This window comes from Mycobacterium noviomagense (assembly GCF_010731635.1).
GTDB lineage: Bacteria > Actinomycetota > Actinomycetes > Mycobacteriales > Mycobacteriaceae > Mycobacterium > Mycobacterium noviomagense.
The window spans coordinates 3,248,373-3,264,974 of the sequence record NZ_AP022583.1 but is presented as its reverse complement, the minus strand read 5'-3'; the positions used below and the strand labels follow the sequence as shown (position 1 = coordinate 3,264,974).

The window sequence follows — 16,602 nt, the reverse complement described above, 5'->3', positions numbered from 1 at the left end:
AAAGTCACCCAAAATGCCCGGCTTCAGGGCACTTTTGCGACTGCTCGCGCTAGACGGCCGACGGCAGCGGTCCGCGTGCTGCCTCGTACGCCGCGCCCACCCGGTAGAGCCGATCGTCGGCCAGTGCGGGCGCCATGATCTGCAGCCCGACCGGAAGGTTGTCGTCCGGCGACAGCCCGGACGGCACCGACATGCCGCAGTGGCCGGCCAGGTTCAGCGGCAGCGTGCACAGGTCGAACAAGTACATCGCCAGCGGATCGTCGACCTTCTCCCCGAGCCGGAACGCGGTCGTCGGTGTCGTCGGCGACACCAGCACGTCGACGGTTTTGTACGCCTCGTCGAGATCTCGGGCGATCAAGGTGCGCACTTTCTGCGCCTGGTTGTAATACGCGTCGTAGTATCCGGCGGACAGCGCGTAGGTGCCAATCATGATGCGCCGCTTGACTTCTGGACCGAATCCGGCGGCCCGAGTCAGGGCCATCACCTCCTCGGCGCTGTGCGTGCCGTCGTCGCCGACGCGCAGCCCATAGCGCATGGCGTCGAAGCGAGCCAGGTTGCTGGACACCTCCGAGGGCAGGATCAAATAGTAGGCGGCCAGCGCGTAATCGAAGTGCGGACAATCGACTTCGCTCACCTCGGCGCCGAGTGCGGTCAACTGCTCGACGGCGGCGTTGAACGATGCCAGCACACCGGTCTGGTAACCCTCGCCGCTGTGTAGCTGGCGGACAACGCCGATGCGCACACCGCGCAGATCGCCGTCGACGCCCGCCTTGGCGGCCCCGACCACGTCGGGCACCGGCGCGTCGACGGAGGTGGAGTCTTTGGCGTCATGCCCGGCGATCACCTGGTGCAGCAGCGCGGTGTCCACCACCGTGCGCGCGCACGGGCCGCCCTGATCCAACGACGACGCGCAGGCCACCAGCCCGTAGCGCGACACCGTTCCGTAGGTGGGTTTGACGCCGACTGTGGCGGTCAGCGCGGCGGGCTGGCGGATGGAGCCGCCGGTGTCGGTTCCGATGCCCAGCGGCGCCTGGAACGCGGCCAGAGCCGCCGCCGTACCACCGCCCGAGCCGCCGGGCACCCGCTCGACGTCCCACGGGTTGCGGGTGGGGCCGTAGGCGGAGTTCTCGGTCGACGAGCCCATCGCGAACTCGTCCATGTTGGTCTTGCCCAGGATCGGGATGCCGGCCGCACGCAGCCGGATGGTGAGGGTGGCGTCGTACGGCGATTGCCAGCCCTCGAGGATCTTGGATCCGCAGGTGGTGGGCATGTCAGCGGTGGTGAACACGTCCTTGAGCGCCAGCGGCACGCCGGCCAGCGGCGACGGCAGCGGCTCGCCCGCGGCCAGTGCGTTATCGACGGCGGCCGCCGCGACCAACGCTTCATCGGCCGCCACATGCAGAAAGGTGTTGTAGCGGTCGTTGGTTGCCTCGATTTGGTCCAGGCAAGCCTGGGTCAGCTCAGTGGACGACAGTTCCTTGGCGGCGATCTTGGCGGCCAGCGCCGCCGCGTCCAGCCGGATGATGTCCGTCATTGCGGCTCGCCGAGGATCTTCGGCACAGCGAACCGGCCTTCGACCGCCTCTGGCGCCTGGGCAAGCGCTTCCTGCTGGGTCAGGCACGGGGTGATCTCGTCGGGCCGGGTGACGTTGACGTCTTTGAGTGGGTTGTCGGTCGCTTCGACGCCGGTGACGTCGACGGCCTGGATCACGCTGACGTGGGTCAAGATGGCGTCGAGTTGGCTGGCGTAGCTGTCCAACTCCGCGTCGGTCAACGCCAGGCGGGCCAGCCGAGCCAGGTGCGCGACCTCCTGACGGGAGATGCGGGAGATCTGGGACACGACCGAAAAGCCTAGTCGTCAGCTCGGGGCGGCCGTCACACAGCCGACGGCAGCCCGGCCGAAATGCCATCGGCGCATCGCTGTGTCACAGTGTGCGCGTGCCGTCGTATCTGCTGCGTGTCCAGTTGGTGGACCGACCGGGCAGCCTCGGTTCTCTGGCCGTGGCGCTCGGCTCGGTCGGAGCCGACATTTTGTCGCTCGACGTGGTGGACCGGGTATCCGGGTATGCGATCGACGACCTGGTGGTCGAGCTGCCGCCCGGGGCGATGCCCGACACCTTGATCACCGCGGCCGAAGCGCTCAAGGGCATTCGGGTCGACAGCCTGCGGCCGCATACCGGGCTACTGGAAGCTCACCGCGAGCTCGAGCTCCTCGACCACATCGCCGCGGCCGGCGACAACGATTCCCGGCTGAAGGTGCTGGCCGACGAAGCCCCGCGAGTGCTGCGGGTGGGCTGGTGCACGGTGGTGTGCAAGACCGGCACCGGGCTGGACGTGATGGTCGGCAGTCCGGGTGCACCCGAAACGAAGGTGGAGTCGGCGCCGTGGCTGCCGATCCAGCGCGCCGAGGCGCTGGACGGCGCTGACGACTGGGTGCCGAAGGCCTGGCGCGATATGGACACCACGTTGGTGGCGGCGCCCCTGGGCGACCCACACACCGCGGTGATGCTGGGCCGGCCCGGTGGACCGGCTTTCCGTCCGTCGGAGGTGGCGCGGCTGGGGTATCTGGCCGGCATCGTCGCGACGATGCTGCGCTGAACGAGGGCTACTGCGCGGCTGAAACACCGGCCGGCCCCTTGGCCAGAAGCTTGCGGAACCCGTCCTCGTCGAGAATCGGCACACCCAGCTCGACGGCCTTGTCGTGTTTCGAGCCGGGCGAATCACCAGCGACCACGTAGTCGGTTTTCTTCGACACCGAACCGGCCGCCTTGCCGCCGCGGGCCACGATGGCCTCCTTGGCGTCGTCGCGCGAGAAGCCGGTCAGCGATCCGGTAACCACGATGGTCAGCCCCTCCAACGTGCGCGGCACGCTGGTGTCGCGCTCGTCGGCCATCCGCACGCCCGCCGCCCGCCACTTCTCGACGATCGCGCGATGCCAGTCGACGGTGAACCACTCGGTGACTGCGGCGGCGATTGTGGGCCCGACGCCCTCCACCGCCGCCAACTGCTCGGTCGACGCCGACATGATCGCGTCGAGGCTGCCGAACTCGGTAGCCAGCGCCCGTGCCGCCGTCGGCCCCACGTGGCGGATCGACAGCGCCACCAGCACCCGCCACAGCGGCCGGGATTTCGCCTCGTGCAGGTTGGCCAACAGCCTCTTGCCGTTGGCCGAGAGCGCACCGGCTTTCGTCCGGAAAAGCTCCGTGCGCAACAGGTCGTCTTCGGTGAGGCTGAACAGATCGCCCTCGTCTGCGATGACCTTCGCCTGCAGCAGCGCGACACCGGCCTCGTATCCCAGCCCCTCGATGTCCAGTGCTCCGCGGCTGGCGACGTGAAAAACGCGCTCCCGCAACTGCGCCGGGCACGATCGAGCATTGGGACAACGGATGTCGGCGTCGCCCTCCTTGGCCGGCGCCAGCGTGGTGCCGCACTCGGGACACGTTGTGGGCATGACGAATTCGCGTTCCGAGCCGTCGCGCAGGTCGACGACGGGACCCAGCACCTCGGGGATCACGTCCCCGGCCTTGCGGATCACCACGGTGTCGCCGATCAGCACGCCCTTGCGTTTGACTTCCGAAGCGTTGTGCAGGGTGGCCAGCCCGACGGTGGAGCCGGCGACCTTGACCGGTGTCATGAACGCGAACGGCGTAACCCGCCCGGTGCGACCGACATTGACCCGGATGTCCAGCAGTTTGGTCTGCGCCTCCTCGGGCGGATATTTGTAGGCGATCGCCCACCGCGGCGCCCGCGATGTCGAACCCAGCCTGCGCTGCAGGGCGACCTCGTCGACTTTGACGACGATACCGTCGATTTCGTGGTCGACGTCGTGGCGGTGCTCACCCCAGTACCCGATCTGCTGCTGCACGCCGGCCAAATCATCGACGCGTTTGGTGTGCTCGGAAACCGGCAGACCCCAGGCAGCCAACGCCAGGTACGCCTCGTGCAAGGTGGCCGGGCGGAACCCTTCGGTGTGCCCTACCCCGTGACAGATCATCCGCAACTTGCGGCGTGCGGTCACCGCCGGATCCTTTTGCCGAAGCGATCCCGCAGCGCTGTTGCGCGGGTTGGCGAACGGCGATTTGCCGTCGGCGACCAAAGCGGCGTTGAGCGCCTCGAAGTCGGCCAGCCGGAAAAACACCTCGCCGCGCACCTCGAGCACCGCCGGTATCGGGAAGTCGTCGCTGGCCGTGAGTCGCTCGGGCACGTCGTCGATCGTGCGGGCGTTCAGCGTGACGTCCTCACCGGTGCGGCCGTCTCCGCGAGTGGCCGCCCGAGTGAGCCGGCCGCCGCGGTACACCAGCGACAGCGCCACCCCGTCGATCTTGAGTTCGCACAGGTAGTGCGCCTCGTCGCCGACTTCAGCGCGGATCCGGGCGGCCCAGGCGGCGAGTTCCTCCTCGCTGAACGCGTTGTCCAAGCTGAGCATCCGCTCGAGATGTTCGGCCGGCATGAAGTCGGTGGCAAAACCCGCACCACCGACGAGCTGGGTGGGCGAATCGGGTTTGCGCAGCTCGGGGTATCGGTCTTCGAGCGCGACGAGCTGGCCGAACAGTTTGTCGAACTCAGCATCGGAGATGATCGGCGCGTCGCGCACGTAGTAGCGGAACTGGTGTTCGCGGACTTCGTCGGCCAGTTCCTGCCACTGCCGCCGAACCTCCGGTGCGACCGAATCAGCCTCTGCCGAGCTCACCTTGGCAGGCTATCGGAGGCCTCCGACGAGAGCGCCGTCACTGTTTGACGTATGCCCGCAGCCGGTCGATCGCGGCGTCCCACCGACGCGACAACGCCGTCGGCCTAGATGGCGTCGGGGTCTTCGGCGAACGCCTCGGCGGTCCGCCTGGCCAGGGCGATGGCGGTGCGGGCCCATTCCGGGGTGGCTTCGGCCAGACCACATGCCGGGGTGATGCCGATGCGGTCACGCAGTTGCGAGCGGGCAAAAGCGAGCCGGTCGGTGATCGCGACGGTGGCGGCGGCGGTTTCTTCTACCGACGGCCGCTGCGCCGGTGTGGTGGCAGGCACGACGCCGAGCATCACGCTGCGCCCCGATTCGATGAATTCCGCGATACCGTCGAGTTCCGCGGTGTGCTGTGCGATCCTGGCGTCAATCGACACGGCATGAAAACCGCTGGCATGCAACGTCTTCCACGGCAATGACCACGCACAACTATGCAGCAGCACGTCAGCGCCGGCGGCGGCGACACAAGTGTCCAACGATGCGATGGCCAGTGCCTCATCGATCGGATCCACCGGAGTCAGCGCAGTCACGCCGGTCAGCTGGCCGGCCAGCGCCGCCGGTAGCGACGGCTCGTCGAACTGCACCACGACAGGGGTGTCGAGCCGGCGGGATACCTCCGCGCGATGTGTAGCGACGCCCTCGGCCAGGGACGCGGCGAGATCGCGCACGGCACCGTGGTCGGTGATCGCCCGGTGTCCATTGGCAAGCTCCAGTTCCGCAGCCAGCGTGACCGGCCCGGGGGCCTGCACTTTGACCGGGCGGCCGCTGCCACGCAGTCCCGCCTTCTCCCACGCCTCTTCCAGTGCGTCGATGTCCTCGGCGAGCAGGCTGGCCGCCCTGCGCATCACCGCGCCGGGCCGAGCGGCGATGCGGTAACCGCGCGGCACCGTGTCGATGGCTACGTCGATCAGCACCGCGCCCGCACGCCCGATCATGTCGGCACCCACTCCGCGGGCCGGCAGCTCGACAAGGTGGGCCAACGCGTCCGCCAGTTCACCGACGACGACCTCGGCAGCTTGACGCGGTGAGTCGCCCGGCCACGAGCCGTTGCCGGTAGCCGTCGCGAAAACACTCATCGGACAACCGTACTGGCGCGCCGCGACTACGCTCGATCCAGGGAAGGACCCGAAGAGCTATGTCGCGACCGCTGCTGGTGTGGTGTTGCGTGGCGCTGTTGGCCGCAGCCTGCACCCGTGTGGTAGGCGGCACAGCGGTACCGGCGTTCGGACACCTTGGCGCCCTCTCGGGCATCGACGTCGACGAAGTGCTGCTGGATCAGTCGCGGATGCGCGCGATCACCGGCACCGGGGACGACCTCACCATCATCCCGACCATGGACGCCAGCCAACCGGTGGATTTGGACTCGCTGGCTCAATCAGCTCCGCCGCAATGCCGCTTCTTCTACGCCGACACCGCGACGTTCGGCACAGATATCGAGCAGTTTCACAAGACGACGTTCCAGTACCCGCCGAAAGGCGCGCTGATCTCCGAAGGCGCGGCCGGATATCGCGACGTCGACACCGCACGCCGCAGCTTCCACACCCTGGTCACCACTGTGGAGCACTGCGCGGACACTTCGGCGGGGTGGCTGTTGGTCGGCGACTGGAACGCCGAGGACGATTCGTTGCACACCAGGCCGGGTGCCTGCGGGCGCGATTACCGGGTCAAGTCAGTGGTTCTGGTGGAAGTGACCTTCTGCGGTTTTCCCGAGTCGGTACCCGGCATCGTGATGACCAACATCACGGCCAAAGTGCCCAGCTAGCAACAACTACGAGGTGCCGGCGATGGTGGCGCTGCCGATCACCTCGTCGCCCTCGGGGTCCGGGCGATACAGCACCAGCATCTGCCCGCAGGCGACGCCCCGCAACGGATCGTGCAGCGCAACCACGAGCGTGTCACCCTTCAATTCCGCTGTGGCGGAGACAGTTTCGCCGTGGGCACGGACCTGAACCGCACACTCGACGGGTTCGCGCGGCACTGTTCCGCTGGTGAACACCGGTTCGCGCCCGGTCAGCGTCCACACGTCCAGGTCGGCGGCCTCACCCACCCGCACGGTTGCGGTCGCCGCGTCGATCGCGGTCACGTAGCGAGGTCGACCGTCCGGGCCGGGGCCGGCGATGCCCAGACCTTTGCGCTGCCCGATCGTGAACCCGTGCACACCCTCGTGTTCGGCCAGCACCGTACCGCGCGCGTCGACGACGCTGCCGCGCCGGACCCCGATACGCTCGCCGAGAAAAGCCCGGGTGTCGCCCGACGGAATGAAGCAGATGTCATGGCTGTCGGGCTTTTCCGCGACCCCCAGGCCGCGGCGGGCGGCCTCCGCTCGAATCTGTGGCTTCGGCGTGTCGCCGACGGGGAACGCCGCGTGGCGCAGCTGGTCGGCGGTGAGCACGGCCAACACGTAGGACTGGTCCTTGTCCCGGTCGACCGCCCGGCGCAGCCGCCCCTGGGAGAGCCGGGCGTAGTGGCCGGTGGCCACGGCATCGAAACCCAACGCCAACGCCCGCGCCGAAAGCGCCGAGAACTTGATCCGCTGATTGCAGCGCACGCAGGGGTTCGGGGTTTCTCCGCGGGCATAGGACGACACGAAGTCGTCGATCACGTCTTCGGCGAACTTCTCCGCGAAATCCCATACGTAGAACGGGATTCCCAGCACGTCGGCGACTCGCCGGGCATCGCCGGCGTCCTCCTTGGAACAGCACCCTCGCGAGCCGGTGCGCAGCGTTCCGGGTGCGCTCGACAGCGCGAGATGCACACCGACCACGTCGTGGCCCGCATCCACCATCCGGGCAGCGGCCACCGACGAGTCGACGCCGCCGCTCATCGCGGCGAGAACTTTCATCGCGACACCCCCGCGGCGGCCAGCGCGGCCTGCCGAGCGCGCGCCACCGCACCGGGCAGCACCTGCAGCGCCGCGTCGACGTCGGCTTCGACGCTGGTGTGCCCCAGCGACAGTCGCAGCGAGCTGCGGGCACTGACAGCATCGGCACCCATCGCCAGCAGCACGTGCGACGGCTGTGCGACTCCTGCGGTACACGCGGAGCCGGTCGAGCATTCGATTCCGTTGGCGTCCAACAACATCAGCAGCGCGTCGCCCTCGCAACCGTCAAATGTGAAGTGTGTGTTGCCCGGCAACCGCGGCTCTCGTGCACCGTTGAGGTGGGCGTCGGGAACCGACGCGAGGACACCGTCGATCAGCCGGTCCCTCAGAGAGCGAAGCCGCGCGCTGTTGGCCTCCAGCCCGTCGACCGCGATCTGCGCCGCCGCCGCCATCGCAACGGCGCCCGCGACGTCCGGTGTGCCAGAACGGATGTCGCGCTCTTGGCCGCCACCGTGCGTCAGCGGCACGCAGCTGACGTCGCGGCGCAACAGCAACGCGCCGACACCAGGCGGACCACCGAACTTGTGTGCCGCCACACTCATTGCCGACAGACCGCTGGCGGCGAAGTCGACCGGCAGCTGGCCCACCGCCTGGATCGCGTCACTGTGCATCGGCACGTCGAATTCGGCTGCGATGGCTGCTAGTTCGGCGATCGGCATGACGGTGCCGACCTCGTTGTTGGCCCACATCACCGACACCAGCGCCACGTCGTCGTACCCGTCGAGTGCGTCGCGCAGCGCGGCCGGCGACACCGACCCATCCGAGTTGGTGGGCAGCCACGTCACTTCGGCGCCTTCGTGTTCGGCCAGCCAGGTCACCGCGTCGAGCACTGCGTGATGCTCCACCGCGGTGGCGACGATGCGGCGATGGCGCGGCGCAGCGTCGCGGCGCGCCCAGTAAATGCCCTTGACGGCAAGGTTGTCGCTTTCGGTGCCGCCCGCGGTGAAGATCACCTCCGAGGGACGCGCGCCCAGCTTGTCGGCGATCAACTCGCGCGACTCCTCCATCCGGCGGCGCGCCGCGCGGCCGGTGGTGTGCAGCGACGAAGCGTTACCGACGGTGCCCAGGACAGCCGTCATCGCCTCGATGGCTGCGGGATACATCGGGGTGGTGGCGGCGTGATCTAGGTACACCATGACCCGCCCAGGATACCGGCGGGCGCCAGACGCCAACGGCCCCGCACGCGGGGTGCGGGGCCGCAGCGAATCGGTCAGCCCTTGCGGGCCTTGATCGCTTCGGTGAGTTGCGGGGCCACCTTGAACAGGTCGCCGACGACGCCGTAGTCCGCGATCTCGAAGATCGGGGCTTCTTCGTCCTTGTTGACCGCGACGATGGTCTTGGAGGTCTGCATGCCGGCGCGGTGCTGGATCGCCCCGGAGATCCCCAACGCGATGTAGAGCTGCGGCGACACCGTCTTTCCGGTCTGGCCCACCTGGAACTGGCCCGGGTAGTAGCCGGAGTCGACGGCCGCGCGCGAGGCGCCGACGGCAGCACCCAGCGAGTCGGCCAGCTCTTCGACCACGCGGAAGTTCTCCGCGCTGCCGACCCCACGTCCACCGGACACCACGATGCTCGCCTCGGTGAGCTCCGGGCGGTCGCCGGCGACAGCGGGTTGGCGGGCGGTGACTTTGGCGGCATTTTCCGCGGGCTCGGGCACCTCGACGGTGACCTGTTCACCCGCACCTTCGGCCGGTTCAGCGTCGATAGCACCGGCTCGCACGGTGATCACCGGGGTGTCGCCGGTGGCTTCGGCCTCGACGGTGAACGCGCCACCGAAGATGGAGTGCACGAACTTGCCGCCGGACTGGACATCGACGAGGTCGACCAGCAGTCCCGAGCCGATCCGCGCGGCCAACCGGCCCGCGATCTCTTTGCCGTCGGCGCTGGCGGCCAGAATCACTGCCGCCGGTGAGGACGATTCGGCGAGATTGGCCAGCACGTCGACCTGGGGAGTGATCAGGTACTGGTCGACGACGTCGGACTCTGCGACGTAGATCTTCTCGGCACCGGCAGCCTTGAGCCCGTCGATCAGCGGCTCGGCCGTGCCGGGTGTGCCGACCACTACGGCGGCGGGTTCGCCCAGCCGGCGGGCGGCGGTCAACAGTTCGGCGGTGACTTTCTTCAGCGCGCCTTCAGCGTGCTCGACGAGCACCAGTACTTCAGCCATGGCTTGTTTTCCGTGTCTTTCGGTGTAGGGGTCGTCAGATGAGTTTTTGGCCGACCAGGTACTCGGCGATCTTGGTGCCGCCGTCGCCTTCGTCGGTGACCTTCTCACCGGCGGTCTTGGGCGGCTTGGGGTTCGAGGCCAGCACCTTCGAACCGGCGTTGGCCAGGCCAACTTCGTCGGGCTCAACCCCGATCTCGGCCAGCGTCAGCGTGGTGACTTCTTTCTTCTTGGCGGCCATGATGCCCTTGAAGGACGGGAACCGGGGCTCGTTGATCTTCTCATTCACGCTGATGACCGCGGGCAGTGACGCCTCGAGGGTGAACACGCCGTCGTCGGTCTCGCGCTCGCCGATGATCTTGCCGCCCTCGACCGTCACTTTCCGCAAGTGGGTCAGCTGCGGCAGGCCGAGGTACTCGGCGATGATCGCCGGCACCGCGCCCCCCGCGCCATCGGTCGACTCGTTACCGGCGATGACCAGTTCGGTGCCTTCGATGGTGCCCAGCGCGCGAGCCAGCGCCCACCCGGTCTGGATGACATCCGAGCCGCGCATGCCGTCGTCGAGCAAGTGCACGGCCTTGTCGGCGCCCATCGACAGGGCCTTGCGAATGGCCTCGGTGGCCCGCTCCGGGCCGGCGGTCAGGACCGTCACCGAGCCTTCGACGCCGTCGGCGGCTTCCTTTTCGCGGATCAACAGCGCCTCTTCGACAGCACGCTCGTTGATTTCGTCCAGCACGGCGTCGGCCGACTCGCGGTCCAAGGTGTAATCGTCGTCGCGGAGCTTGCGTTCCGACCAAGTGTCTGGGACCTGCTTGATCAGGACCACGATGTTCGTCATGACTGTGGTTCGTCCTCCTCGAAGGAGTCCTGCAGCCGGCGGCGGCAAGACTCGGATACGTGTGTGCGCAGCCGCAAGTTACTAGCCGGTAACTTTTGTGCGGTTTCGCTCTCACACCATAGCGGGTGGTGATAGACCCACTGCCCGGCTCCTCCCCTGTTGCCGAGGGGGTGTTCCCACGTCTGTCTGGAGGTGAACCATTCGTCGATCGGGCGCTTCAGGATAGCCTGCCTTCCAATGAACGCCATCAAGAATCCCGCCGGCGTCGACTCGCCGCCCCCGGCCGACGCCGCGTTGGTGCTGACCGGCGAGCGCACCGTGCCCGGCCTCAAGGAGGAGAACTACTGGTTCCGCCGCCACGAGGTTGTCTACCAGCGGCTGGCGCAGGGGTGCGCGGGCCTCGAGGTGCTTGAGGCGGGCTGCGGCGAAGGCTACGGCGCCGACCTGATTGCCCGCGCGGCGCGCCGCGTCATCGCAGTCGACTACGACCACGCCGCGGTAGCGCACGTCCGCGCCCGCTACACCGGGGTGGAGGCGGTGCATGCCAACCTGACCGAGCTGCCACTGGCCGACGGTTCGGTGGACGCGGTGGTCAGCTTTCAGGTCATCGAGCATCTGTGGGATCAGCCACAGTTTCTGCGCGAGTGCGCCCGAGTCCTGCGTCCTGCGGGGGCGCTGATGGTGTCCACACCGAATCGGATCACGTTCTCGCCGGGCCGCGACACCCCGATCAACCCGTTTCACACCCGCGAGCTCAACGCCGGCGAGCTTACGCAATTGCTCGTTGACAACGGATTTTCCGGGGTGACGATGAGCGGCGTCTTCCACGGGCCGCGCCTGCAGGAAATGGATGCTCGGCACGGCGGGTCGATCATCGACGCGCAGATCGCGCGTGCGGTGGCCGACGCGCCATGGCCTGCTGAGCTGCTGGCCGACGTCGCCGCGGTCACCACGGCTGACTTCGAGATCGTCGAGGCGGGCGACCGGGATATCGACGACAGCCTCGACTTGGTCGCGATTGCGGTGCGCGCGTGAGCGAGCGAGCTTCTGCCCCGGTGCCGGGTCTGTTCACCCTGGTGTTGCACACTCATCTGCCGTGGCTGGCTCACCACGGGCGCTGGCCGGTCGGCGAGGAATGGCTCTACCAATCCTGGTCGGCGGCCTATCTGCCGCTGCTGCGGGTGCTGCGCGCACTGGCCGAGGAGGACCGGCACCGGCTGATCACGCTGGGGATGACGCCGGTGGTGACCGCCCAGCTTGACGACCCGTACTGCCTGGACGGCATGTACCACTGGCTGGCGAACTGGCGGCTGCGCGCGGCCGAGGCTGCCAGCCTGAGGCCGGGTGCGTCAGCAGGGCCGGTGACAGCCTGTTCGCCGAAGGCGTTGCGTGCCTTCGGGATTCGTGAGTCCATCGATGCTGACCAGGCGCTCGACGACTTCGCGACTCTGTGGCGCCATGGCGGCAGCCCGCTGCTGCGCGCCCTGATCGACGCCGGCACGGTGGAATTGCTCGGCGGTCCGCTGGCGCACCCATTCCAGCCGCTGCTGCATCCCCGGCTGCGCGAATTCGCGTTACGCGAAGGGTTGGCGGACGCGGGGCAACGACTGGCCCACCCGCCCGCGGGGATCTGGGCCCCCGAATGCGCTTATGCCCCAGGCATGGAACACGACTACGCGGCGGCCGGAGTGACGCATTTCATGGTCGACGGGCCGTCGCTGCGCGGCGACACCGCGCTGGGGCGCCCGGTCGGTGACACCGACGTGGTCGCGTTCGGCCGCGACCTGCAGGTCAGCTACCGGGTGTGGTCGCCGAAATCCGGCTATCCCGGCCATGCCGCCTACCGCGACTTCCACACTTATGACCACCTCACCGGCTTGAAGCCCGCACGGGTAACAGGCCGCAACGTGTCCTCGGACGCCAAGGCGCCCTACAATCCGGAGCGCGCCGACCGCACGGTCGACACCCATGTCGCCGACTTCGTCGACGTGGTTCGCCGCCGACTGATCGACGAATCCGAGCGCATCGGCCGGCCGGCGCACGTCATCGCCGCCTTCGACACCGAACTGTTCGGCCACTGGTGGTACGAGGGGCCGGTGTGGCTGCAGCGGGTGCTGCGGGCATTGCCGGCGGCCGGTGTGCGCGTCGGCACGCTCTCAGACGCGATCGCCGACGGCTTCGTCGGCTCGGCGGTCGAATTACCGCCCAGCTCTTGGGGTTCCGGCAAAGACTGGCAGGTGTGGGCCGGCGACAAGGTGGCCGACCTGGTGCAGCTCAACGCCGAAGTGGTCGACACCGCGCTCTCCACTGTGGACAAGGCCCTGGCCCAGACGGCGCCACTGGACGGCCCCACCCCGCGCGATCACATCGCCGACCAGATCCTGCGGGAAACCCTTCTGACCGTGTCCAGCGACTGGCCGTTCATGGTGAGCAAAGACTCCGCGGCCGACTACGCCCGCTACCGGGCCCACCTGCACGCGCACGCCACCCGCGAGATCGCCGGCGCCCTGGCGTCCGGCCGGCGCGAGGTTGCCCAGCGGCTGGCCGACGGCTGGAACCGCGCCGACGGGCTGTTCGGGGCGCTCGACGCGCGAAGGCTACCGCGATGACGCCCGTTTTGCGGCGCGAGCGTGCGTGTCTGTACGCCGACACGCCGTCGTGGGCGGCATTTTGCGCACGCTCGCAGCGGAAGTGGGCGTCCGCATGAGGGTCCTCATGGTGTCGTGGGAATACCCGCCGGTGGTGATCGGCGGGCTCGGCCGGCACGTCCATCACCTGTCGACCGCGCTGGCCGCCGCGGGCCACGACGTTGTGGTGTTGTCGCGCCGTCCCACCGGCACCGACCCGAGCACGCATCCCTCGTCCGACGACATCAGCGAGGGCGTCCGAGTCGTCGCGGCCGCGCAGGATCCGCACGAGTTCAGCTTCAGCACCGACATGATGGCCTGGACACTGGCTATGGGCCATGCCATGGTTCGCGCCGGACTGTCTCTGGACTTCACCCCCGATGTCGTGCACGCGCACGACTGGCTGGTGGCCCACCCAGCCGTCGCATTAGCCGAATTCTACGACGTGCCAATGGTTTCCACCATCCACGCGACAGAGGCGGGTCGGCATTCCGGATGGGTGTCCGGCGCGATCAGCCGCCAGGTGCATGCGATCGAGTCCTGGCTGGTGCGCGAATCCGATTCGCTGATCACCTGTTCGGCGTCAATGCGCGACGAGATCACTGAGCTGTTCGGACCTGGCCTGGCCGAGATCGCGGTCATTCCCAACGGAATTCATGCCGATCGCTGGCCGTTCGCGCCGCGGCGCCCGCGCACCGGGCCGCCTGAACTGCTGTATGTCGGCCGGCTGGAATACGAGAAAGGCGTGCACGACCTCATCGCCGCGTTGCCGCGGATCCGGCGCACCCATCCGGGCACCACGTTGACCATCGCCGGTGATGGCACACAGCAGGATTGGCTGGTCGAGCAGGCCCGCAAACACCGAGTGCTCAAGGCGACCACCTTCGCCGGGCGGCTCGATCACGACGAGCTGCTCCAGGTGCTGCACCGCGCCGACGTCGCCGTGCTGCCCAGCCACTACGAGCCGTTCGGGCTCGCGGCGCTGGAGGCCGCCGCGGCCGGCATCCCCCTGGTCACCTCGAACATCGGCGGCCTGGGCGAAGCGGTGATCGACGGACAGACCGGGCTGTCGTGCCCGCCGCGCGACGTCGCCCGCCTGGCCGCCGCCGTTTGCACGGCGCTCGACGACCCCGATGCCGCCCAGCGACGCGCCCGAGCCGCCCGCGATCGGCTCACCTCGGATTTCGATTGGGGCACCGTGGCCGACGAAACCGCGCAGGTCTACCTGGCTGCCAAACGCCGTGAGCGCCAACCACTTTCGCGGGTTCCTATCATCGAACACGCGCTGCCGGATCGTTAGATCGGGAGCGCCGGGCGCGCACGGCGCAGTAGCGACTACAGGCCCCGCCGCGCCGCCCCGACGGCAGTCACGGTGTCGGGATTTCCGCCGAACTCGACGCGGGCGGCGTCGCGGCCGGCGACGAACAACAGCAGCTCCGGCGGTTCGCCGGTCACCGTCACCACCTCACCACGCCCGACACGGCCGATGCGTTTCCCGTCAGGTGTCCGAAGGTGGACCTGCGCGGGCGCTTTGCCGAGCGTCATCCGGCTCATCAAGCCCAGCGGCCGGCGAAGCGCTGCGACGATCGATTGATCCAGCGCGCGTGGCTGCCAGCCGTCAACGGCGCGGCGGACGTCCTCGTGATGGATGAACATCTCGCCGACGTTGACCACCGGATCCAGCAGCTTGAACGGTGAATACAGCGGCGGACCGGACGACACCATCTCGACGAGCTCCTCCCAGGAGTGCGACTGCGCCGTCTTCGCCTGCACCTTGGCGGTGTAGTCGGCGAGCATCGGCAGCGCGATCCCGGCGGTCGCATCCAGACGCCGTTCCCTCACCACCAAGTGAGCAGCCAGGTCGCGGGCCGTCCAACCGGCGCAGAGGGTCGGCGCGTCGGGCCCGACGGCTCGCAAGGTGTCGACGAGCGCGGAGCGCTCGCGCTGAGCAGCGTTCATGGCCTCACGATAGGTGAATCGCGAGTTGGCTGCGCCCACTAGCCACAGCTAGTATCTTTCAGTAAGTTAAAGGTTAAACTACTGAACGAGTATTGCTGTCGGAGCTACCGCACTGCCGTGCCTCGCCGACCTGGCGTCTCGACACAGGACCAGTGTGTTTGGCGTCGCAACCGCGGGGTACTCAGCGTGACTTCGAGCCGTTCGGGCCGGCAGCAGTCCAAACCGAGGAGAGGGGCGCCGGTGGGCGAGGTTTACGAATTGTCGCCTGCACGGGAACGCATGCCGGCAGCGCTGACGGAACGATGCTGGCCGGACCCGGGCAGCTTCGGCGCGTGGCGAAACGGCGTGCGCCAAGCCGTGCTGACCCACGTTGCCGATTTCGTCGCTGAGCGGTGCGTGGAGCTGGACGAGGCAGGCGTCGACGTGGCGGGCGACATACTGACCCAGTTCGTGTCCGGTGGCAAGTGCCTGCGCTCCACGTTCATGTACCTGGGGTGGTTGGCCGGAAGGTTCGGCAGCGACCCGGCGCTGCGCGCCGCTGCCAGTCTCGAACTGCTGCACGCGTTCGCGCTGCTGCAAGACGATGTCATGGATGCATCGGCGACGCGGAGAGGCCGTCCCGCGGCGCACATCCAGTTCAGCGGGTGGCACCGCGACAGCGGGTTATCCGGATCGTCGAAGCGGTTCGGCGAATCGGCGGCAATTCTGCTTGGCGACCTGTGCCTGATCTGGGCGGAACAGATGCTGCGCGAGAGCGGCGTGGCGCCACGCCGCCTGCAGCAGGCTTGGCCGCGCTACGACGCCATGCGCACCGAGCTGGCGCTCGGCCAGTTCGCCGACTTGGCGAGCGACGCCAGGGATTTGCCGACCATGCACGCCGTCCTGGATGTCGCGCGACGCAAGTCGGGCAACTACACGGTGCGGCGGCCGTTGGAGATCGGCGCCGCAATGGCCGGCTGCGGTGATCGCACGATGTCAGCGCTTGGCCGATACGGCGCAGCGGTGGGTGAAGCCTTTCAGTTGCGCGACGACGTGCTTGGCGTCTTCGGGTTGACGTCAACGACAGGCAAGCCAAGCGGTGGCGATCTCATCGAACGCAAGCCGACCAGCGTTGTGATGGCCGCACACCAACTGGCCGACGCACCGACCCGTCGTCAACTCACCGAACTGATGAACAGCGACGACATCGACGACAGCGCGCTCGACCACTGGCGGGCATTGATCGTGGCGACGGGTGCGGTGCAATGGGTCGAGGAGATGATCACGAGCCGGGTGGAATCCGCCCGAAAAGAACTGGGCGACATGGACATCGACGAATCGGTTCACCACGCCCTGGACAACATGGCCGTCGAGTGCACGGAGCGCAGCCAATGAGCCGTTCGCGGCCGAAAGCCGCTCG

General features: G+C 68.2%; 15 protein-coding genes. 6 read left to right on the top strand and 9 right to left on the bottom strand.

Going from position 1 to position 16,602, the window contains the following annotated elements:
• Positions 1-49 precede the first annotated feature (49 nt).
• Positions 50-1,534 carry an Asp-tRNA(Asn)/Glu-tRNA(Gln) amidotransferase subunit GatA gene (gatA, locus tag G6N15_RS15400; RefSeq protein WP_083088836.1) on the bottom strand — a complete coding sequence of 495 codons (1,485 nt, stop codon included), beginning with the start codon at positions 1,532-1,534 and terminating at the stop codon, positions 50-52.
• Positions 1,531-1,830 carry an Asp-tRNA(Asn)/Glu-tRNA(Gln) amidotransferase subunit GatC gene (gene gatC / locus G6N15_RS15395; RefSeq protein ID WP_083088876.1) on the bottom strand — a complete coding sequence of 100 codons (300 nt, stop codon included), beginning with the start codon at positions 1,828-1,830 and terminating at the stop codon, positions 1,531-1,533. Before gatC ends, gatA begins: the two co-directional genes overlap by 4 nt.
• A gap of 107 nt (positions 1,831-1,937) precedes the next feature.
• Here gatC and G6N15_RS15390 point away from each other — a divergent pair, with 107 nt between their 5' ends.
• Entirely contained in the window at positions 1,938-2,597 is a 660-nt protein-coding gene (locus G6N15_RS15390; protein ID WP_139797918.1) for an ACT domain-containing protein, read from the top strand.
• A gap of 7 nt (positions 2,598-2,604) precedes the next feature.
• Here the strand turns inward: G6N15_RS15390 and ligA are convergent, their stop codons facing one another.
• Entirely contained in the window at positions 2,605-4,689 is a 2,085-nt protein-coding gene (gene ligA / locus G6N15_RS15385) for an NAD-dependent DNA ligase LigA (RefSeq protein ID WP_083088834.1), read from the bottom strand.
• A gap of 104 nt (positions 4,690-4,793) precedes the next feature.
• Complete coding sequence (locus G6N15_RS15380) at positions 4,794-5,810, bottom strand: uroporphyrinogen decarboxylase/cobalamine-independent methonine synthase family protein (RefSeq protein WP_083088833.1); 1,017 nt, start codon at positions 5,808-5,810, stop codon at positions 4,794-4,796.
• A 59-nt stretch (positions 5,811-5,869) separates the two neighbouring features.
• Here G6N15_RS15380 and G6N15_RS15375 point away from each other — a divergent pair, with 59 nt between their 5' ends.
• Positions 5,870-6,496, top strand: a complete 627-nt coding sequence (locus G6N15_RS15375) for a sensor domain-containing protein (RefSeq protein WP_083088832.1) — start codon at positions 5,870-5,872, stop codon at positions 6,494-6,496.
• Positions 6,497-6,502: 6 nt separating this feature from the next.
• Here the strand turns inward: G6N15_RS15375 and mnmA are convergent, their stop codons facing one another.
• The 4 genes from mnmA to G6N15_RS15355 form a co-directional block, all read right to left on the bottom strand.
• Complete coding sequence (mnmA, locus tag G6N15_RS15370; RefSeq protein ID WP_083088829.1) at positions 6,503-7,576, bottom strand: tRNA 2-thiouridine(34) synthase MnmA; 1,074 nt, start codon at positions 7,574-7,576, stop codon at positions 6,503-6,505.
• Entirely contained in the window at positions 7,573-8,751 is a 1,179-nt protein-coding gene (locus tag G6N15_RS15365) for a cysteine desulfurase family protein (RefSeq protein ID WP_083088827.1), read from the bottom strand. Before G6N15_RS15365 ends, mnmA begins: the two co-directional genes overlap by 4 nt.
• A gap of 74 nt (positions 8,752-8,825) precedes the next feature.
• The gene (locus tag G6N15_RS15360; RefSeq protein WP_083088825.1) at positions 8,826-9,782 is read right to left on the bottom strand and encodes an electron transfer flavoprotein subunit alpha/FixB family protein; all 957 of its coding nucleotides are present in this window, start codon (positions 9,780-9,782) and stop codon (positions 8,826-8,828) included.
• A gap of 34 nt (positions 9,783-9,816) precedes the next feature.
• Positions 9,817-10,617: an electron transfer flavoprotein subunit beta/FixA family protein gene (locus G6N15_RS15355; protein WP_083088823.1), complete on the bottom strand. Its 801-nt coding sequence runs from the start codon at positions 10,615-10,617 to the stop codon at positions 9,817-9,819.
• Between the two features lie 237 nt (positions 10,618-10,854).
• Between G6N15_RS15355 and G6N15_RS15350 the strand changes: the two genes are divergently transcribed.
• The 3 genes from G6N15_RS15350 to G6N15_RS15340 all read left to right on the top strand — a co-directional run bounded on the left by G6N15_RS15350 (position 10,855) and on the right by G6N15_RS15340 (position 14,544).
• The gene (locus tag G6N15_RS15350; RefSeq protein WP_083088822.1) at positions 10,855-11,652 is read left to right on the top strand and encodes a class I SAM-dependent methyltransferase; all 798 of its coding nucleotides are present in this window, start codon (positions 10,855-10,857) and stop codon (positions 11,650-11,652) included.
• Positions 11,649-13,226 (top strand): 1,4-alpha-glucan branching protein domain-containing protein, encoded by a 1,578-nt coding sequence (locus G6N15_RS15345; protein WP_083088821.1) that lies wholly within the window; start codon positions 11,649-11,651, stop codon positions 13,224-13,226. The genes G6N15_RS15350 and G6N15_RS15345 overlap by 4 nt, the downstream gene beginning before the upstream one ends.
• Positions 13,227-13,320: 94 nt before the next feature.
• Complete coding sequence (locus tag G6N15_RS15340) at positions 13,321-14,544, top strand: glycosyltransferase family 4 protein (protein WP_083088874.1); 1,224 nt, start codon at positions 13,321-13,323, stop codon at positions 14,542-14,544.
• A gap of 35 nt (positions 14,545-14,579) precedes the next feature.
• Here the strand turns inward: G6N15_RS15340 and G6N15_RS15335 are convergent, their stop codons facing one another.
• Complete coding sequence (locus G6N15_RS15335) at positions 14,580-15,203, bottom strand: TIGR03085 family metal-binding protein (protein WP_083088871.1); 624 nt, start codon at positions 15,201-15,203, stop codon at positions 14,580-14,582.
• A gap of 279 nt (positions 15,204-15,482) precedes the next feature.
• Here G6N15_RS15335 and G6N15_RS15330 point away from each other — a divergent pair, with 279 nt between their 5' ends.
• The gene (locus G6N15_RS15330) at positions 15,483-16,577 is read left to right on the top strand and encodes a polyprenyl synthetase family protein (protein WP_083088820.1); all 1,095 of its coding nucleotides are present in this window, start codon (positions 15,483-15,485) and stop codon (positions 16,575-16,577) included.
• The last annotated feature ends 25 nt before the right edge of the window (positions 16,578-16,602 follow it).